The following is a 19,691-nucleotide window of genomic DNA, read 5'->3' on the forward strand; positions in this document are numbered from 1 at the left end:
CTCACCCCAGGTCCAGGGCCCGCAGCACCAGCCCCGTGGCCGGCTTCGGGCCGAACGACGTGGACTTGCGCGGCATCGTCACACCGTCCCGCGCGAGTTCCCGTACGACGTCCTCCGCCACCGGCTTCATCAGCACCGCCGTCCCGCCCAGGCGTGCCGCCTGGGCGGCGGCGGCCTCGGCCTCGTGGACGTAGCCGATGTGCTCGGGGTCGTCGGGCAGGTGCCAGACGTGCTCGATGAGCGTGGCGTGCAGCACGGTGGCGTCCAGGGTGCGCCACGCCGCCGGGCGGTCGGTGCGTACGGTGCGGGCCAGCAGGGCCGGGTCCGGGCGGTCGACCAGGTGCAAGCCGTCCTCGCCCGCCAGCAGGAACGCGTTGCCCTCCGTCTTTTCCAGCTTCCTCAGCGCCGCCGGCAGAAATGGGTCCAGCCGCCGGATGCGGGCGTCCTCGCCCAGGAGGCGCAGGGCTTCGGCAGGCGGGAGGGTGCGCAGGACGCGGTGGATGCCGCGGACGACGAGCGGGTGGCGGGCCGTGTCGACGAGCAGGACCAGCCCGTAGTCCCACGGCCCGGTCGGGGCCGGCGGCACCGACCGTTCGGCCCGTAGCCGCAGATACGTCGCCCATCGGTGGTGTCCGTCCGCGATGAGCGCCTGCCGTCGCGCGAGGTCCGCGCGTACGGCCGCGATCTCCTCCGGGTTCGTCACCGCCCACAGCCGGTGCGCGAAGCCGTCGTCCGTCGTCGTGGCCAGCAGCGGGGTGCGCGCCGTGGTGCGGGCGACGACGGCTGCCGTGCCGGTGGCCGCGCCGTCGCTGCGGTACGACAGCAGCAGCGGCTCGGGGTTGGCGGCGGTCTCGCGCATCAGGCCCGCGCGGTCGGCGACGATCTCCTCCATCACGTCCTCGTGCGGCAGCACCACGCCGGCCGCCGGTTCGCTGAGCGCCAGCAGCCCGATGACGCCGCGCTGCAGCAGCTCGCCCCTGCGCTGCTCGTACACGTAGAGCGCGGGCTCCGGGTCCGGCACGAGCACGCCTTCCGCGCGCCACAGGCGCAGCGTGTCGGCGGCGAGGCGGTGGCGGGTGGCGGGGTCGACTGCCTGGGGGAGGATGAGGCGGACGATGTTGTACGGGTCGGCGGTCTCCAGGTGGTGCAGCCCGTCGGGCCGGACGACGACGTCGTACGGCGGGGAGGTGACGGCGGCGAGGCTGCGCACCCGGGACGGCGCGTAGCGCAGCCCGCGGAAGGGGCGGAGGTCGAGGCCGGGTGAACGCTGCATGGACCGGATCGTATGCGCCGTGGCCGATGCGCGATGATCGAGCCGTGGATATCGCCCGTCCGAGGAGCCGCCGCCGTGACCAGCCAGCCCGCCAGGACCCGTACCGACGCCTGCGCGGAGCCGCTGTGCACGGCGTATGACACGGCGCTGCTGGACCTCGACGGGGTCGTCTACATCGGCGGCGTGGCCGTCGAGCACGCGGCCGAAGCCCTGGGCGGCGCCCGGGAGCGGGGCATGCGGCTGGCGTACGTCACGAACAACGCCTCCCGCCCCGCGGCCGTCGTCGCCGGGCAGTTGACCGCGATGGGCGTGCCCGCGGAGCCGGCGGACGTGATCACCTCGGCGCAGGCCGTGGCGCGACTGGTGGCCGAGGCGGTGCCGCCGGGGGCGCGGGTGCTGGCGGTCGGCGGGGAGGGGCTGTACGGGCCGCTGCGGGAGCGCGGGCTGCTCGTCGTGGAGTCGGCGGACGACGATCCGGCGGCCGTGGTGCAGGGGCACGGCGGTCCTGGGATGCCGTGGGGGCGGCTGATGGAGGCGGCGTTCGCGGTGCAGCGCGGGGTGCCGTGGTTCGCGTCGAACGCCGACCTGACGATTCCCACCCCCCGCGGCATCGCGCCGGGCAACGGGGCGGCGCTGGAGGTGGTGCGGCTGGCCACGGGCGCCGAGCCGCGGGTGGCGGGGAAGCCGCTGCCGCCGATGCACCGGGAGACGATCATCAGGACGGGCGCGCGGCGGCCGCTGGTGGTCGGCGACCGCCTCGACACCGACATCGAGGGCGCGTACAACGGCGGCGTCGACGCGCTGCTGGTGCTGACGGGCGTGACGGGCGCCGCGGCGCTGCTCGCCGCGGAGCCGCGGCACCGGCCGGCGTACGTGGCGGCGGATCTGCGCGGGCTGTCGGCCGCCCAGCCGGAGGTGGCGGTGGCGGGCGGCGCCGGCGAGGGTTTCGTCGCGCGGTGCGGCGGCTGGAGCGCGTCCGCGGGCGGTACGGAGCCGGGCCTGCGGCTCGACGGCGAGGGGCAACCGCTGGACGGGCTGCGGGCGTTGTGCGCGGCGGCGTGGACGTACGCGGGGGAGGGCTCCTGCGGCCTCGACCCGGGGAAGGCACTGGCCCGCCTCGGTCTGTGAGCGCGCACCCACTCCACGACTTAATCAGGGTAGGCTAACCTAACTGCGTGTTGGTCGACGCAGCTCCCCGTACGGACAACGGACTCAAGGACGCCCCGCCGCGCCGCCGGTGGTTCTCCCCGCGCGCCGCGGGGCTGCTCGCCTCCTGCGCCGCGCTGCTGCTCGTCTGCGTGGCCAGCCTCGCCATCGGCGCCAAGCCTGTCCCGCTGGACCAGGTCTGGCACGGCCTCTTCGCGTACGACGGCAGCGACACCGACGTCGTCATCCGCGACATGCGCGTCCCGCGCACGATCCTCGGCCTCCTCGCCGGCGCCGCCCTCGGCCTCTCCGGCGCCGTCATGCAGGCACTCACCCGCAACCCCCTCGCCGAACCCGGGCTGCTCGGCATCAACGCCGGCGCCTCCGCCGCCGTCGTCAGCGCCATCAGCTTCTTCGGCGTCTCCTCCGCCGCCGGCTACGTCTGGTTCGCCTTCGCCGGCGCAGCCGCCGTCTCCGTCGTCGTCTACGCCCTCGGCGGCAGCCGCAGCGCCACGCCCGTACGGCTCGCGCTCGCCGGCACCGCCGCCACCGCCGCGCTCTTCGGCTACGTACGCGCCGTCGAGCTGACGGACACCGCGGCGCTGGACAAGATGCGCTTCTGGACCACCGGTTCGCTCGCCTCCGCCGACACGACCACCATCCGGCAGGTGCTGCCGTTCCTCGCCACCGGCATCGTCCTCGCGCTGCTGCTGGCCCGCCCGCTGAACGCCATGGCGATGGGCGACGACACCGCCCGCGCCCTCGGCGCGCACCTCGCCCGCACCCGGCTGCTCGCCATGCTCGCCGTCACGCTGCTGTGCGGCGCCGCGACCGCCGCCTGCGGGCCGATCATCTTCGTCGGGCTGATGATCCCGCACATGGTGCGCGCCGTGACCGGGCCCGACATGCGCTGGATCCTGCCGTACGCGGCCGTGCTCGCGCCCGTGCTGCTGCTCGGCGCCGACGTGCTCGGCCGGGTGCTGGCCCGGCCCGCGGAGGTGCAGGTCGGGATCGTCACGGTGATCCTCGGCGGGCCGGTCTTCATCCATCTCGTACGACGCCGGCGGATGGCGCAGTTGTGAGAACGCTCAACGTACGCGGCACGAGGGGCGATCTGTCGGTCCGCCTCGACCTGCGCGCCCTGCTCGTCTGCCTGCTGCTGGCCGCCGCCGCGCTGGCCGCCGCGGTGGTCCTCGTCGGGACCGGCGACTTCCCGATCTCCTTCGCGGACGTGGTGCGCACGCTGTTCGGCGGCGGTGAGCCCGGGCAGGGGTTCATCGTCCGCGAACTGCGGCTGCCGCGGGTGCTCGTGGGGCTCCTCGTCGGCGCGGCGCTGGGGCTGGCAGGGGCGGTGTTCCAGGCCATCTCCCGCAACCCGCTGGGCAGTCCCGACGTGCTCGGCGTCTCGCACGGCTCCGCGGTGGGCGCGCTGGTGGTCATCGTGCTGTTCAAGGGCGGCTCGGAGGCGGTCGCGCTCGGCGCCGTCGCCGGCGGCCTCGCCACCGGGGCGGCGATCTACCTGCTCGCCTGGCAGCAGGGCGTGGCCGGCTACCGGCTCGTGCTCGTCGGCATCGGCGCCGCCGCCATCCTCACCGGCGTCATCAACTACCTGCTCACCAAGGCCGACCTGGTCGACGCCGCCCGCGCCACCCTGTGGATCACCGGGTCGCTCGGCGGGCGGGACTGGACGCACGTGTGGCCGCTGGCCGCGGTCTGCGCGGTGCTGGTGCCGCTCGTGCTGGCCAGCGGCCGGCCGCTGCGGATGATGGAGATGGGCGACGACACCTCGTACGCGCTGGGCGTCCCGGTCGAGCGGGTACGGCTCGTGGCGCTGCTGGCCGCCGTGCTGCTGACGGCCGCCGCCACCGCCGCCGCGGGGCCCGTCGCCTTCGTCGCCCTCACCGCGCCCCAACTCGCCCGCCGGCTGACCCGCGCGCCAGGCCCCAACCTGGCGCCCGCCGCGCTCATGGGCGCCACGCTGCTGATCGTCGCCGACTGGGCGGCGCAGCGCGCCTTCGGCGCCGACCAGGTGCCCGTCGGCGTCGTCACCGGCGTGCTCGGCGGCGTCTACCTTCTCTGGCTGCTCGCCGCGGAACGACGGGCGGGCCGGATATGACCGACCGTACGCCGGACAGGAGCCCAGAAGTGAGCCGTCTCGCCGCCGAGAACGTCACCCTCGCCTACGACAGCCGGGTCGTCGCCGAGCACTTGTCGGTGGCCGTGCCCGACGCCTCGTTCACCGTCGTCGTCGGGCCCAACGCCTGCGGCAAGTCGACGCTGCTGCGGGCGCTGGCGCGGATGCTGAAGCCGCGTACCGGCGCGGTGCTGCTGGACGGCGAGGCGATCGGTTCGCTGCCGGCGCGCAAGGTGGCGCGGACGCTCGGGCTGCTGCCGCAGTCGTCCGTGGCGCCCGACGGCATCACGGTCGGCGACCTCGTCGCGCGGGGGCGCTACCCGCACCAGGGGCTGCTGCGGCAGTGGTCGCGGGAGGACGAGCGGGTCGTCCAGCAGTCGATGGCCGCCACCGGGGTCGGCGAGCTGGCGGATCGCTATGTCGACGAACTGTCCGGCGGGCAGCGGCAGCGCGTGTGGATCGCGATGGCGCTCGCGCAGCAGACGCCGCTGCTGCTGCTCGACGAGCCGACGACGTACCTCGACATCCAGCACCAGATCGACGTCCTCGACCTGTGCGCCGAACTCCACGAGACACAGGGGCGCACGCTGGTCGCCGTGCTGCACGACCTCAACCACGCCGCGCGCTACGCCACGCACCTGATCGCCATGCGCGACGGGCGGATCGTCGCGGAGGGGGCGCCCAACGACATCGTGGACGCGGCGCTCGTCGAGCGGGTCTTCGGGCTCAAGTGCCAGGTGATCGCCGACCCGGAGACCGGCACGCCGCTGGTCGTCCCGGCGGCGCGCAAGGCGCGGGCGGGGGCCGCCGGCTGGGTCTGACCGGGGTCCTGACAGTGGTTCGGGGTACGGTCTGTGGCATGAGCGAGCCGACGCCGATGCCCGCAGCGGAGCCCGAGACCGCGACCGCGCCGCCGTACGTGCGGCAGCCGGCGCCGCGGCAGCCGGAGCCGGGCGCGGGGGGCGCGGCGGAGCCGGACGGCGGGGCCGTAGCGGAACGGGGGCACGGGGCCGTAGCGGAACCGGGCTCCGGGGATGTGGCGCAGGCCGCCGACGGGGCTGTCGCGCCGGCCCGGACGGAACCGGAAGCGGTGCCGGAGGGCCTGGCGGAACCGCACCCCGGGCGGGGGGCCGAGCCGGTCGGCGCCGAGCCGGCGGAGCCCGAGCCGGTCGAGCCCGCACCGGTCGACCTCGGGCCCGAGCCGCTCGGCGTCGCGCGCACGCCCACCGGCAACGCCGACGTCGACGCCGCGCTCGACCGCCTCGCGGACGCCGACGAGCTGCCGACCGGCAGCCACCTGGAGGTCTACGAGGACGCCCACGGCCGGATGCGCGAGGCCCTGGAGGAACTCGACCGCACCCAGGCCCCCCGCCGCCCGCGCAGGCACCCGCGGGCCCGGCGCCGTACGCCCAGGGCCAGAGCCGCCCCGCCCCGCACGCGCCTGCGGCCCCCGCGCCGTACGGCCAGAGCCACGCCCGGCCCGGCCCGCCGGCGCCTCCGCCGACCCCCGCGGCCTACGGGCCCACCCCGCCCCGCCCCGGGGCGCACCCCTCGCCGTACCGGCCGGGGAACCCGTGAGCGGTGCCCGGCGGCGCCGGCTCGACGCCGAGCTGGTGAGCCGCGAGCTGGCCCGCTCGCGCGAGCACGCCGGTCGGCTCATCGCCGCGGGCCGGGTCACCGTCGGCGGCCTCGTCGCCAGCAAGCCCGCCACCCAGGTCGAGACGTCCGCCGCCGTCGTCGTCGTCCCCGACGACGCCGACCCCGACTACGTCTCCCGCGGCGGCCACAAGCTCGCCGGCGCGCTCGCGGCGTTCGAGCCCCTCGGGCTGCGGGTCGCCGGCCGCCGCGCCCTGGACGCCGGCGCCTCCACCGGCGGCTTCACCGACGTGCTGCTGCGCGCAGGCGCCGCGCACGTCGTCGCCGTGGACGTCGGCTACGGGCAGCTCGCGTGGAAGCTGCAGAGCGACGAGCGGGTCACCGTCCGGGACCGTACGAACGTCCGCGAGCTGACCCTCGACCACCTCGGCGGCGCGCCCGCCGAACTCGTCGTCGGCGACCTGTCGTTCATCCCGCTCGGACTCGTGCTGCCCGCGCTCGTGCGCTGCGCCACGGCAGACGCGGATCTCGTGCTGATGGTCAAGCCGCAGTTCGAGGTCGGCAAGGAACGCCTGGGCAGCGGCGGCGTGGTGCGCAGCGAGGAGCTGCGCGCCGAGGCCGTGCGCGGGGTCGCCGGGCAGGGCGCGGCGCTCGGGTTGGGGGTGCTCGGTGTGACGGCCAGCCCGTTGCCCGGGCCGAAGGGAAACGTCGAGTATTTTCTGTGGCTGCGTGCCGGGGCGCCCGCGATGGACCCGGCGGACGTGGCACGTGCCGTGGCGGAGGGGCCCCGATGACAGATCGCACCGTGTTCCTGCTCGCCCATACCGGCCGGCCCGCGGCGATCCGCAGCGCCGAGCTGGTCGTGCGCGGCCTGCTGCGCTCCGGCGTCGGCGTGCGCGCGCTCGCCGGCGAGGCGGCCGACCTGCCGCTGCCGCCGGAGACGGAGCTGGTGGAGGCGGGCCCCGGAGTGATGGACGACTGCGAGCTGCTGATGGTGCTGGGCGGCGACGGCACGCTGCTGCGCGGCGCCGCCTTCGCCCGCAAGTCCGGCGTGCCGATGCTCGGCGTCAACCTCGGCCGCGTCGGCTTCCTCGCCGAGGCCGAGCGGGACGACCTCGACAAGGTCGTGGACCGTGTGGTGACCAGGGAGTACGAGGTCGAGGAGCGGATGACGCTCGACGTCCTGGTACGGAACGAGGGCAGGACCGTGCACGCCGACTGGGCGCTCAACGAGGCGTCCGTCGAGAAGGCCGCCCGCGAGCGGATGCTCGAAGTCGTCACCGAGGTCGACGGCAGGCCCGTCTCCCGCTTCGGCTGCGACGGCGTCGTCTGCGCGACGCCGACGGGATCGACCGCGTACGCCTTCTCGGCCGGCGGGCCCGTCGTCTGGCCCGAGGTGGAGGCGCTGCTGATGGTCCCGATCAGCGCGCACGCGCTGTTCGCCAAGCCGCTCGTGACATCGCCGGACTCCATCCTGGCCGTGGAGGTGCAGCCGAACAACCAGCACGGCGTGCTGTGGTGTGACGGACGCCGCACGGTCGACCTGCCCTCCGGCGCCCGCGTCGAGGTGCGCCGCGGCGCGGTCCCGGTGCGGCTGGCGCGGCTGCACCACGCGTCGTTCACGGACCGGCTGGTGGCCAAGTTCGCGCTGCCGGTGGCGGGCTGGCGCGGGGCGCCGAACTGACGCGCGGCCCGTCCCACGCGCGGTCCTTCAGCCCGCCGCCGGTCCCGGCGGCACGGCCCGGTCGCGCCGCCGGCCCGAACCCTGATCACGACGCCCCTCGCGACGCGGTGCCGGAACCTCGTATGGTCGTACCGTGTTGGAGGAGATGCGGATCCAGTCCCTGGGCGTCATCGACGACGCGGTCGTCGAGCTGTCGCCCGGCTTCACGGCCGTGACGGGCGAGACCGGCGCCGGCAAGACCATGGTCGTCACCAGCCTCGGGCTGCTGCTCGGCGGGCGCGCGGACGCCGCGCTCGTACGCATCGGCGCCAAGTCCGCCGTCGTGGAGGGCCGGGTCGCCGTGGGCGAGGGCTCGCCCGCGGCGGTACGGGCCGAGGACGCCGGTGCCGAGCTGGACGACGGCGCCCTGCTCATCAGCCGTACGGTCTCGGCCGAAGGCCGCTCCCGGGCGCACCTGGGCGGCCGCGGCGTCCCCGTGGGGCTCCTCGGCGAGCTGGCCGAGGACCTCGTCGCCGTGCACGGGCAGACCGACCAGCAGGGGCTGCTGAAGCCCGCGCGGCAGCGGCAGGCCCTCGACCGGTACGCGGGCGACGCGGTTGCCGCGCCGCTGGCCAAGTACTCGGCGGCGTACCGCAGGCTGCGCGCCGTCAGCGCCGAGCTGGACGAGATCACCACCCGCGCGCGTGAGCGGTTGCAGGAGGCCGATCTGCTGCGCTTCGGGCTCGACGAGGTCGCCGCCGCGGAGCCGCGGGCCGGCGAGGACGTCGAGCTGGCCGCCGAGGCCGAACGGCTGGGCCACGCCGAGGCGCTGACCGCTGCCTCGGCCGCCGCGCACGCCGCGCTCGCGGGCGACCCGGCGGACCCCGAGGCCGTCGATGCCGGCACGCTCGTCGCGGGCGCACAGCGCGCCCTGGCGGCCGTACGGGCCCACGACCCGGCGCTCGCCGGGCTCGCCGACCGGCTCACCGAGGTCGGCATCCTCCTCGGCGACGTCGCCCAGGAGCTGGCCGCGTACGGCGACGGCGTCGACGCCGACCCGCTGCGGCTGGCCGCGGTGGAGGAGCGCCGCTCGGTCCTCACCCACCTCACCCGCAAGTACGGCCACGAGCCGGCCGCGGCCGGCGGGGGAGAGGCCGGCGACGGCAGCGTCTCCGCGGTCCTCGCCTGGGCCGAGGCGGGCGCCGCCCGGCTCGCCGCGCTCGACGGCGACGACGAGCGCATCGAGGAGCTGACCGCCGAGCGCGACGCCCTGCGCGGCGAGCTGGCGCTGCTGGCGGAGGCGCTGACCGAGGCGCGCGGCGACGCGGCGGAGCGCTTCGGCGCCGCCGTCACCGACGAGCTGACCGAGCTGGCGATGCCGCACGCGCGGGTGACGGTCGACCTGCGCCGCACCGAGGTCGCCGCGGACGCCGACGGTCTGGAGATCGGCGGCCGGAACGTCGCGTACGGGCCCACGGGCGTCGACGAGGCCGAGCTGCTGCTCGCCCCGCACCCCGGCGCACCGCCGCGGCCGATCGCCAAGGGCGCCTCGGGCGGCGAGCTGTCGCGCGTGATGCTGGCGGTCGAGGTGGTCTTCGCCGGCTCCGACCCCGTGCCGACGTACCTCTTCGACGAGGTCGACGCGGGCGTCGGCGGCAAGGCGGCCGTCGAGGTGGGCCGCCGGCTCGCGCGGCTGGCGCGCGGCGCGCAGGTGGTGGTGGTGACGCACCTGCCGCAGGTCGCGGCCTTCGCCGACCGGCAGTTGCTGGTGGAGAAGACCAGCGACGGCGCGGTCACCCGCAGCGGTGTGACCGTCCTGGACGGCGAGGCGCGGGTGCGCGAGCTGTCGCGCATGCTGGCGGGCCAGGAGGACTCCGAGACGGCCCGTGCGCACGCGGAGGAGCTGCTCGCGGCGGCCCGCGCGGGGGCGGAGTAGGGCGCGGCCGTCCGGCGACGGCGGTGTGACCAGGGCTACGCGTGGGGCGGCAGCCCGCGTGTGGGCCGAATGGGTGCCGTGGGGCAACCTGGCTCGTACCGGATGCGTCTATCGAGGTGGTTGGGCGGAATGCACCGTGCTGTCCGCTCCTTTCGCGGGTCGTACCGGCGCACGACGGACGTGCGGGGCATCGCCCGGAAGGGTGGTGCATGTCTGACCTGTACGCCCGTACAGAGCGGTTGACGGCGCCGAGCCGGGCCCGGCTGCTCCTTGGGAGTGGCATCCTGGGCAGGCCCTGCGACGCCACGGACAGGAGTTCCGGCCCAGTGAGCAGCACCCCCGCACCGCCCCACGGCCCGACCGCGCTGCACGCCGTGCAGCTCGTCGGCCGCGGCGAGGGCGGCAGCGGTGTCCATGTGCGCTCGCTGGCGGCCGGGTTGGTGGCCCGGGGCATCAGGGTCACGGTGGTCGCGACGCCGGCCACCGCCGAGCGCTACGGCTTCGCCGCCGCCGGGGCCCTCGTCGCGCGGCTGCCCGAGCGCGGCGGGCTGGCCACCGCGCCGCTCTGCACGGCGACCACGCTGCGCGCGGCCTGCGCCGGCGCGGACCTCGTCCACGCCCACGGCCTGCAGTGCGGGCTGATGGCGTGCTCGACGATCCTGGGCCAGCGCAGGCCGCTCGTCGTCACCTGGCACACCAGAACCCACCCCGACGGGGTACGGGGCCGGATGATGCCGCTCCTCGAACGACGGGTGTCCCGCTCCGCCCGCGTCGTCCTCGGCGCCACCACCGACCTCGTCGACGGCGCCCGCCGCCGCGGCGCCCGCGACGCGCGGCTCGCGCCCATCGCCGTCCCCGCGCCCCGGAACCCGCACCCGGGCGGCGACGGCGCCTTGCTGCGCAAGCAGCAGGTGCGCGCGGAACTCGGCGCCCCGGACCGGCCCCTGGTGCTCACCGCCGCCCCGCTCGACGCGTACGGCACCCACGAACCGCTGCTGGAGGCCGCCCGCATGTGGCGGGCGCTGCCGGAGCAGCCGCTGCTCGCCTTCGCCGGCGAGGGCCCGGCCCGCGGGAGGCTCCAGCGCCGTATCGACGCCGAGAAGCTGCCCGTACGGCTCCTGGGCCGCCGCGACGACCTGCCCCGGCTGCTGGCCGCCGCGGACGTCGCGGTGCTCTCCAGCCCGTGGGAGGCGCGCCCGGTGCTGGCCCAGGAGGCGCTGCACGCGGGCGCCCCGCTGGTGGCCACGGCGGTCGGCGGCATCCCCGAACTCGTCGGCGACGCGGCGGAGCTGGTGCCGTACGGGGACGCCCGTGCGCTCGCCGACGCGGTGGCGGCCCTGCTCCACGACCCGGCCCACCGCGCGGCCCTGTCCGCCGCGGGCCGCGCCCAGGCAGGCACCTGGCCGACGGAGGACGACACCGTCACCCAGGTTCTGTCGATCTACGACGAGTTGATGACCTACGAGGCGTGACGACCCCGCGAGCCCCGAACCGCCGGAAGCGCGTCGGGGCATTCCGCACCGCCGCCGCGCTTCCGCGCGCCGCGCGGAGTGCTACCCGTAAGCCCCCGACGCGCTCAGCCGCAGCGCCGTGTCGATCAGCGGCACGTGGCTGAACGCCTGTGGGAAGTTGCCCACTTGGCGCTGCAGCCGCGGGTCCCACTCCTCCGCGAGCAGCCCCAGGTCGTTCCGGAGCGCCAGCAGCTTCTCGAACAACTGCCGCGCCTCCTGCACCCGGCCGATCATCGCCAGGTCGTCCGCCATCCAGAACGAGCAGGCGAGGAACGCCCCCTCGTCGCCCGGGAGCCCGTCGCTGCCCGTCTCGTCGCCCGCGGTGGGGTAGCGGCGGATGAAGCCGTCGGGGGTGCCCAGCTCGCGCTGGATGGCCTCGATCGTGCCGATGACGCGCTTGTCGTCCGGCGGCAGAAAGCCGACCTGCGGGATGAGCAGCAGCGAGGCGTCCAGCTCCTGCGAGCCGTAGGACTGCGTGAAGGTGTTGCGCTGCCGGTCGTAGCCCTTCTCGCACACGTCCCGGTGGATGTCGTCGCGCAGCCGCTGCCAGCGCTCCAGCGGGCCGTCCGCCTCGCCGGACTCGATGAGCTTGATCGTGCGGTCGACGGCGACCCAGGTCATCACCTTGGAGTGGACGAAGTGCCGGCGCGGGCCGCGCACCTCCCACAGCCCCTCGTCGGGGCGGTCCCAGTTCTCCTCGACCCAGCGGATCATCTTCAGTTGCAGCAGCGAGGCGTAGTCGTTGCGGGTGAGGCCCGTCATGTGCGCGAGGTGCAGCGCCTCGACGACCTCGCCGTAGACGTCGAGCTGCAACTGCCCCGCCGCGCCGTTGCCGGCGCGTACCGGGCGGGACTCCTCGTACCCCGGCAGCCAGTCCAGCTCCGACTCGCCCAGCTCGCGCTCGCCGGCGATGCCGTACATGATCTGCAGGTTCTCCGGGTCGCCCGCGACCGCGCGCAGCAGCCATTCGCGCCAGGCGCGGGCCTCCTCGTGGTACCCGGTGCGCAGCAGGGACGACAGCGTGATGGCGGCGTCGCGCAGCCAGGTGAAGCGGTAGTCCCAGTTGCGCACGCCGCCGATGTCCTCGGGCAGCGAGGTGGTGGGCGCGGCGACGATGCCGCCGGTCGGCTCGTACGTCAGGGCCTTGAGCGTGATCAGCGAGCGGATCACCGCGTGCCGGTACGGGCCGTGGTACGTACAGTGGTCGGTCCACTCCTGCCAGAAGTCCTCGGTGGCGGTGAGCGCTGCCTCGGGTTCTGCGGGCTGCGGCGGCTCGCGGTGCGAGGGCTGCCAACTGATCGTGAACGCAAGCCGGTCGCCCGGGCCGACGGTGAAGTCGGAGTACGTCGTGAGGTCCCGGCCGTACGTCGGCACCGGGGCGTCGAGCCACACCGAGTCGGGACCGGCGACGCCGACGGTGCGGCCGTCCTCGGTCTGGTGCACCCACGGCACGATCCGGCCGTAGGAGAAGCGCATCCGCAGCGCGGAGCGCATCGGCACCCGGCCCGTGACGCCCTCCACGATGCGGATGAGCTGCGGCGCGGCGCCGTCGCGCGGGGGCATGAAGTCGATCAGCCGGACCGTGCCGCGCGGGGTGTCCCACTCGGACTCCAGCACCAGCGAGTCGCCCCGGTAGCGCCGCCGGGTGGCGGGCGGTGGGCAGGACTCCGGGGCGTACGCGGGACCGAGGCGCCAGAAGCCGTGCTCCTCGGTCCCCAATAGGGCGGCGAACACCGCATGGGAGTCGAACCGGGGCAGGCAGAGCCAGTCGGCCGTGCCGTCGCGACGGACGAGCGCTGCCGTCTGCATGTCGCCCAAAAGTGCGTAGTCCTCGATCCGCCCGGCCACGTGCCTCTCCAGCTAGAAGTGCGTTCCGCAGAGGATAAAGCCTTCGCGTGCGCGCGTGCGCCACGGTCGCGGATTCCGCCTCGTCCGATCGGGTCGGGCGGATGGACGGCGGTCGGCCGCGGGCGGTGACCAGGGGATCACTGATACCCTGGTAGCCCGTGGAGCGGAGGGCCGGCCGGGCATGTGGCGGCGGCGCTCGCCGAGCGACCCACCTCGATCTGGGGCACCCCGCCACGCACCTCATCAGCGACCACGGGAGCCCCTCTTGGCCATGCCATCCACGACGTCAAAGCACATCTTCGTCACGGGAGGCGTCGCCTCCTCGCTCGGCAAGGGGCTCACCGCCTCCAGTCTGGGTGCCCTGCTCAAGGCGCGCGGGCTGCGGGTCACGATGCAGAAGCTCGACCCGTATCTGAACGTCGACCCCGGCACGATGAACCCCTTCCAGCACGGCGAGGTCTTCGTCACCAACGACGGCGCCGAGACCGACCTCGACATCGGGCACTACGAGCGCTTCCTCGACGTCGACCTCGACGGCTCGGCGAACGTCACCACCGGCCAGGTCTACTCCTCGGTGATCGCCAAGGAGCGCCGCGGCGAGTACCTGGGCGACACGGTGCAGGTGATCCCGCACATCACCAACGAGATCAAGTCCCGGATCCGCCGGATGTCCTCCGACGACGTGGACGTGGTGATCACGGAAGTCGGCGGCACCGTCGGCGACATCGAGTCGCTGCCGTTCCTGGAGGCCGTCCGCCAGGTGCGGCACGAGGTCGGCCGGGACAACGTGTTCGTCGTCCACATCTCGCTGCTGCCGTACATCGGCCCGTCCGGCGAGCTGAAGACCAAGCCGACCCAGCACTCGGTCGCCGCGCTGCGCAGCATCGGTATCCAGCCGGACGCGATCGTGCTGCGCGCGGACCGCGAGGTGCCGGCGGCGATCAAGCGGAAGATCTCGCTCATGTGCGACGTCGACGAGGCCGCCGTCGTCGCCGCCATCGACGCCAAGTCGATCTACGACATCCCCAAGGTGCTGCACGCCGAGGGCCTGGACGCGTACGTCGTCCGCAAGCTGGACCTGCCGTTCCGGGACGTGGACTGGACCGAGTGGGACGACCTGCTGCGGCGCGTGCACGAGCCGGCGCACGAGGTGACGATCGCGCTCGTCGGCAAGTACATCGACCTGCCCGACGCCTATCTGTCGGTCACCGAGGCGATCCGCGCCGGCGGCTTCGCCAACAACGCCCGCGCCAAGATCAAATGGGTCACGTCCGACGACTGCCGCACGCCCCAGGGCGCCCGCAAGCACCTCGCGGACGTGGACGGCATCGTCATCCCCGGCGGCTTCGGCGAGCGCGGCGTGGAGGGCAAGATCGGCGCGATCACCTACGCCAGGGAGAACCGGGTGCCGCTGCTCGGCATCTGCCTCGGCCTGCACTGCATCGTCATCGAGGCGGCGCGGAACCTCGCGGGCATGGGGGGCGCGAACTCCACGGAGTTCGACCAGGCCGCGACGGACCCGGTGATCTCGACCATGGAGGAGCAGCTCGACATCGTCGCCGGCGAGGGCGACATGGGCGGCACGATGCGCCTGGGCCTCTACCCGGCCAAGCTGGCGGAGGGTTCGGTGGTGCGGGAGGCGTACGCGGACCAGCCGTACGTCGAGGAGCGCCACCGGCACCGCTACGAGGTCAACAACTCCTACCGCAGCGAGCTGGAGAAGAAGGCCGGCCTCTCGTTCTCCGGCACCTCCCCGGACAACAAGCTGGTGGAGTTCGTGGAGTACCCGCGCGAGGCGCACCCGTACCTGGTCTCCACCCAGGCCCACCCCGAGCTGCGCTCGCGGCCCACCCGGCCGCACCCGCTCTTCGCCGGGCTGCTGAAGGCCGCCGTAGCCAGGCACGAGGCGGCAGGACAGGAATCGGCGAAGGAAACCGGAGTACAGCAGCAGGGCGGCGTGCAGCAGCAGGCCGGCCCGCACGGCGCACACGCGGGTGCGCAGAAGCGGGTGGGCGCCGTGCGCGAGGGGGGCAAGTGATGGCGGAGCAGTTGAAGGACACGGCGGCCGAGTGGAAGATCGTCGCCTCCGAGACGCCGTTCAAGGGCGCCAAGACGTCCGTGCGCACGGACGACGTGGTGATGCCCGACGGCACCGTGGCCCGCCGCGACTACCAGGTACACCCCGGCTCGGTCGCCATCCTCGCCCTCGATGACGACGACCGCGTGCTGGTGCTCAACCAGTACCGCCACCCCGTACGGCACAAGCTCTGGGAGATCCCCGCGGGACTCCTCGACGTGCCAGGCGAGAACCCGCTGAACGCCGCCCAGCGCGAGCTGTACGAGGAGGCACACGTCAGGGCCGACGACTGGCGCGTGCTCGTCGACGTCTACACCACCCCGGGCGGCTGCGACGAGGCCGTACGCGTCTTCCTCGCCCGCGGGGTGACCGAGGCCGAAGGGGAGCGCTACGCCGCCCACGGCGAGGAGCTGGACCTCATGATCGACCGCGTGCCGGTGGCCGATCTGGTGCGCGGCGCCCTCGCCGGGGACCTGCACAACAACTGCCTGATGCTGGGCGTGCTGGCGCTCCAGGCGGCCCGCGCGGACGGCGGTCTCGACACGCTGCGCCAGGCGAACGCCCCCTGGCCGGCCCGCCCGTTCACACCCTGAAAGGCGCAGGTGGGGGGCCGCCGGGCGGTTGATCCGATGCGGTGATTTTCGTTCCGGCGTTCGGCCATGTGCCGTCACGTGACCCGGCCTTCACGCCGGGTGAATTACGCTCACCGGCGTGACGGAACAGGCCGCCCCCCACCGGTTCGTCGGCAGGACCCGCGAGCTCGACGCCCTGCGCGCCGACATCGCCCGCGCCGGGCTCGACACCCTCGCCGGCCGCCCCGCCCCGCGCAGCCGGGTGCTGCTCATCGCCGGGCGGCCGGGCTCCGGGCGCAGCGCGCTCGCCGCCGAGCTGGCCCGCGGCGTCGCCGGCGACTACCCGGGCGGCGTGCACACCGCGCGGCTCGCGGGCCCTGGCGGCGAGGCGGTCCCGCTGGAGCGGGCCGTACGCGACCTCCTCGATGCCCTCGGCGTCCCGCCGGTCGCCGGGGCGGGCCCCGACCACCTCGCCGGAGAGCTGCGCGCCGCGCTGGCCGACCGCTCCGCGCTGCTCGTCCTCGATGACGTCACCGCCCCCGAGCAGTTGCTCGAACTGGTCCCGGAGTCCCGTGACTGCCTCGTCGTGGCCGTCGCCGAGGGCCCGCTGAAGGGCGTGCCCGACGTCCGGCCGTGCACCCTGGGCGGGCTGGAGCCCGCGGCGGCGCTGGCGCTGATCGCCTCGTACGCGGGGGAGACGCGTATCGCCTGCGACCCCGAGGCCACGCACGTGCTGGCCGAGGAGTGCGCGGGGCACCCCGCGGCGCTGGTGCTCGCCGGCGGCTGGCTCGCCGGGCACCCGCAGGCGTGCGTCGCCGACGCCGTACGGGAGCTGCGCCGCAAGGGCGACAGCACCGAGGGGTCCGCCGGGCGGCCGTCGGGGCCGAAGGCGCTGGCGCGCGCGTTCCGGCTCGTATACGAATCGCTGACCCCGTCCGTCGCGCAACTGCTGCGGCTGCTCCCGCTGGCGCCCGCCGGGGTCGTCGACGCCCACTCCGCCTCCGCGCTCGCCGGCTGCACCGTCGCCGCGGCCCGCACCACGCTCGCGGACTGCGCGGGCCAGGGCCTGCTGCGCGAGGTGCCGCAGCCGGACCGGGCGAACCTTACGCAGTACGAGGTGCCCGGCTGTCTGCAGCCGCTGCTGCGCGGGGTGCTGGAGGCGGGCGTGGGCCAGGAGGAGACGCTGCTCGCGCGGGCCCGGATGCTGGAGCGGTACGTACGCCTGCTGCAGTCCTGCCGCGCCGTGACGGAGCCCGCCGGATCCGCGGTGCACACCCGGCTCGCGGGGCTGCCGCGGGCGCTGCGCTTCCCGTCGCCGGAGGCCGCCGCCGCGTGGCTGCGCAGCCGGCTGCCCTCGCTGCTGGCCGCGGCCCGGATCGCGGTCGCCGACGGGGAGCTGGACACGCTGGCGCGGCGGCTGGTGGCCGCGCTGTCGCGGGCGCTTGGCGCGCACCGGGGCGAGGCGGAGGCGGCGCCCGAGCAGTACCGGCTGCACGAGCTGGTGCTGGGCGTCGCCGAGCGGCGCGGGCTGGTGTGGGAGAAGGCGGCGGCGCTGCTCAACCTCGGCGACCTGGACCTGCGCGCGGAGCGGCCCCACGAGGCGCTCGGCCGGTACCGGGGGGCGCTGGCGGCGGCGCGCGAGGCGCGGGACCCGCAGCCGGTGGGGCGGGCGCTGGAGTCGGTGGGGGCGGCGTACCAGGAGCTGCGGGACTGGGGCCGGGCGGCCGACTGGTTCGGGCGCGCGCTGGCGCTGCGGCAGACCCGCGGCGAGCTGGCCGACGAGGCGCGGCTGCGGGCGCGGCTGGGCGCGGTGCACACGTACGCCGGGGCCTGGGGCTGGGCGCTGCGCGAGTGGCGCGCAGCGGCGGCGGCCCACCGCAGGCTCGGGGACGCCGGCGGGCACGCGCGGGCGCTGGGGGAGGTGGCGCGGGTGCAGCAGTACGCGGGGCATCCGCGGGAGGCGATCAGGACGTGCACGCGCGCGGTGGACGTGGCGCGGCTCTCGGGCGACACCGCGCTGCGGGCGGCGGTGCAGTTGCGGCTGGCGGACCTCGTCGACGTAGTGGGCGACCCGGAGGCCGCGGAGCTGCACCGGGCGGCGGCGGGGCGGCTGGCGGAGCAGGTCCCGGAGGCGGCCGCGATGCGGGCTGCCGCCGTGGCCGTAGCGGAGGCGGAAGCGGAAGCGGAACGCGCGGAGGAGCCCGAGCCCGCGCCCGAACCCACGCCCGAGCCCTCCTCCGGGTCCGCCGCGGAGCCCGTACCGGAGCGCGTGGACGATGACGCTCAGGACGACGGGGAGCGCACCCCCGGGACCGGCCCCGCGACCGTTCCGGAGGACTCCGCGGAACCCGTGCCGCAGCCCGTGGAGGCCGCCGCCGAGACCGTCTCCGCGGAGGGTGCCGAGCCCGCCGCCGGGGAGGGCCCGAAGGCGGGGCCGGCGCCCAGACCGGCCGCCGCGGACCTGTGAATCCATCGACACATCACAGAAATCTGCCTGTTTCAAAGGCTGGACTCAGAGGATTCCTTCATTAAGAATGGCCAAGCCGCGGCGGGCACCCCGACCGGGGCCTGACGAGTTCCCTCACCCCAAGGACCGTGATCCATCGTGAAGGTCGGCATTCCACGCGAGGTCAAGAACAACGAGTTCCGGGTGGCCATCACGCCCGCCGGAGTCCACGAGCTGGTCCGCCACCGCCACGAGGTCGTCGTGGAGCAGGGCGCGGGCGTCGGCTCGTCCATCCCCGACGAGGAGTACGTCGCGGCCGGCGCGGAGATCCTGCCCACGGCCGACGCCGTGTGGGCCGCGGCGGACCTGGTGCTGAAGGTCAAGGAGCCGATCGCGGAGGAGTACCAGCGCCTCCGCAAGGGCCAGGTGCTCTTCACCTACCTCCACCTCGCCGCCTCCCGCCCGTGCACCGACGCGCTGCTGGAGTCCGGCACCACCGCCATCGCGTACGAGACGGTGGAGACGGCCGACCGGCAACTGCCGCTGCTCGCCCCGATGTCGGAGGTCGCCGGCCGGCTCGCGCCCCAGGTCGGCGCGTACCACCTGATGCGCTCGCAGGGCGGCCGCGGCGTGCTGCCGGGCGGCGTGCCCGGCGTGATGCCGGGGCAGGCGGTCGTGATCGGCGGCGGTGTCTCCGGCTGGAACGCCACGCAGATCGCCGTCGGCATGGGCTTCCACGTCACGCTGCTCGACACCGACGTGCGCAAGCTGCGCGAGGCGGACAAGGTCTTCGGCACGAAGGTGCGCACCCTCGCCTCCAACGCCTACGCCCTCGGACAGGCGGTCGTGGAAGCCGACCTGGTGATCGGCGCCGTGCTCATTCCGGGCGCGAAGGCGCCCAAGCTCGTCGACAACGAGCTGGTGTCGCGGATGAAGCCGGGAAGTGTCCTTGTCGACATCGCGATCGATCAGGGCGGCTGCTTCGCGGATTCGCGTCCGACCACGCATGCGGAGCCGGCTTTCCGGGTGCACGAATCGGTCTTCTACTGCGTCGCCAACATGCCCGGCGCGGTGCCCAACACGTCCACGTACGCGCTGACCAACGCCACGCTCCCGTACATCGTCAAGCTCGCGAACCTCGGCTGGCGGGCCGCGCTGCGCGCCGATCCGGCGCTCGCGCTGGGCCTCAACACCCACGAAGGCCAGGTCGTTTACGGTCCCGTAGCGGAAGCGCACGGTCTTCCGGCGACCGAACTCGCGCGCGTACTTGGCTGATTTCGCGCAGGTGCGCGGCACGTCGACCACATCGGCGACACTGTCAACTCCGGTTCACCGGCCGAACCTTGTCACCAGCGGTTCGGCCGGCCGCCGTACCGTCGTAAAGGGCGCCCGAAGTGGTGTTCCACACCTGACACATCGTGCCCTGTCTGCGGGATTGTGTTGCTGCGGGACCCCGACACGCCATAGAGTCGCCAATCGTCGGCATGGT

14 protein-coding genes are annotated in these 19,691 nt (G+C 74.9%); 12 read left to right on the forward strand and 2 right to left on the reverse strand.

Features of this window, described 5'->3' with window-relative positions; translation table 11 throughout:
* Window position 1: 1 nt before the first annotated feature.
* A complete protein-coding gene (locus CXR04_RS29530; protein ID WP_101425264.1) occupies window positions 2-1,273 on the reverse strand; it encodes a DUF1015 family protein in 1,272 nt (423 codons plus the stop codon).
* A gap of 33 nt (window positions 1,274-1,306) precedes the next feature.
* On the opposite strand from CXR04_RS29530, the gene CXR04_RS29535 reads away from it, so the two are divergent.
* From CXR04_RS29535 to CXR04_RS29570, 8 genes are all read left to right on the forward strand, one after another.
* On the forward strand, window positions 1,307-2,401 hold the full coding sequence (locus CXR04_RS29535; RefSeq protein ID WP_442802475.1) for an HAD hydrolase-like protein: 1,095 nt from the start codon (window positions 1,307-1,309) through the stop codon (window positions 2,399-2,401).
* A 47-nt stretch (window positions 2,402-2,448) separates the two neighbouring features.
* Window positions 2,449-3,501 (forward strand): FecCD family ABC transporter permease, encoded by a 1,053-nt coding sequence (locus CXR04_RS29540; RefSeq protein ID WP_442802418.1) that lies wholly within the window; start codon window positions 2,449-2,451, stop codon window positions 3,499-3,501.
* Entirely contained in the window at window positions 3,498-4,535 is a 1,038-nt protein-coding gene (locus CXR04_RS29545) for a FecCD family ABC transporter permease (RefSeq protein WP_101425267.1), read from the forward strand. Before CXR04_RS29540 ends, CXR04_RS29545 begins: the two co-directional genes overlap by 4 nt.
* The gene (locus CXR04_RS29550; RefSeq protein ID WP_234380551.1) at window positions 4,532-5,374 is read left to right on the forward strand and encodes an ABC transporter ATP-binding protein; all 843 of its coding nucleotides are present in this window, start codon (window positions 4,532-4,534) and stop codon (window positions 5,372-5,374) included. Before CXR04_RS29545 ends, CXR04_RS29550 begins: the two co-directional genes overlap by 4 nt.
* Window positions 5,375-6,127: 753 nt before the next feature.
* Window positions 6,128-6,943: a TlyA family RNA methyltransferase gene (locus CXR04_RS29555; RefSeq protein WP_101425269.1), complete on the forward strand. Its 816-nt coding sequence runs from the start codon at window positions 6,128-6,130 to the stop codon at window positions 6,941-6,943.
* Complete coding sequence (locus CXR04_RS29560; protein ID WP_101425270.1) at window positions 6,940-7,833, forward strand: NAD kinase; 894 nt, start codon at window positions 6,940-6,942, stop codon at window positions 7,831-7,833. The genes CXR04_RS29555 and CXR04_RS29560 overlap by 4 nt, the downstream gene beginning before the upstream one ends.
* A 145-nt stretch (window positions 7,834-7,978) precedes the next feature.
* A complete protein-coding gene (recN, locus tag CXR04_RS29565) occupies window positions 7,979-9,748 on the forward strand; it encodes a DNA repair protein RecN (RefSeq protein ID WP_101425271.1) in 1,770 nt (589 codons plus the stop codon).
* A 326-nt stretch (window positions 9,749-10,074) separates the two neighbouring features.
* Window positions 10,075-11,220 carry a glycosyltransferase family 4 protein gene (locus CXR04_RS29570; protein WP_101425272.1) on the forward strand — a complete coding sequence of 382 codons (1,146 nt, stop codon included), beginning with the start codon at window positions 10,075-10,077 and terminating at the stop codon, window positions 11,218-11,220.
* Between the two features lie 81 nt (window positions 11,221-11,301).
* Here the strand turns inward: CXR04_RS29570 and CXR04_RS29575 are convergent, their stop codons facing one another.
* On the reverse strand, window positions 11,302-13,107 hold the full coding sequence (locus CXR04_RS29575; protein WP_101425273.1) for a glycoside hydrolase family 15 protein: 1,806 nt from the start codon (window positions 13,105-13,107) through the stop codon (window positions 11,302-11,304).
* A gap of 271 nt (window positions 13,108-13,378) precedes the next feature.
* On the opposite strand from CXR04_RS29575, the gene CXR04_RS29580 reads away from it, so the two are divergent.
* The 4 genes from CXR04_RS29580 (at window position 13,379) to ald (ending at window position 19,477) form a co-directional block, all read left to right on the forward strand.
* On the forward strand, window positions 13,379-15,145 hold the full coding sequence (locus CXR04_RS29580; protein ID WP_101425274.1) for a CTP synthase: 1,767 nt from the start codon (window positions 13,379-13,381) through the stop codon (window positions 15,143-15,145).
* Window positions 15,145-15,777: an NUDIX domain-containing protein gene (locus CXR04_RS29585; protein WP_101425275.1), complete on the forward strand. Its 633-nt coding sequence runs from the start codon at window positions 15,145-15,147 to the stop codon at window positions 15,775-15,777. Before CXR04_RS29580 ends, CXR04_RS29585 begins: the two co-directional genes overlap by 1 nt.
* Window positions 15,778-15,895: 118 nt before the next feature.
* Window positions 15,896-18,223, forward strand: coding sequence for a tetratricopeptide repeat protein (locus CXR04_RS29590; RefSeq protein ID WP_101425276.1), 2,328 nt, complete (start codon window positions 15,896-15,898; stop codon window positions 18,221-18,223).
* Window positions 18,224-18,361: 138 nt separating this feature from the next.
* Window positions 18,362-19,477 carry an alanine dehydrogenase gene (gene ald / locus CXR04_RS29595; protein ID WP_101425277.1) on the forward strand — a complete coding sequence of 372 codons (1,116 nt, stop codon included), beginning with the start codon at window positions 18,362-18,364 and terminating at the stop codon, window positions 19,475-19,477.
* The last annotated feature ends 214 nt before the right edge of the window (window positions 19,478-19,691 follow it).

It is taken from the genome of Streptomyces sp. CMB-StM0423 (assembly GCF_002847285.1).
Lineage (GTDB): Bacteria > Actinomycetota > Actinomycetes > Streptomycetales > Streptomycetaceae > Streptomyces.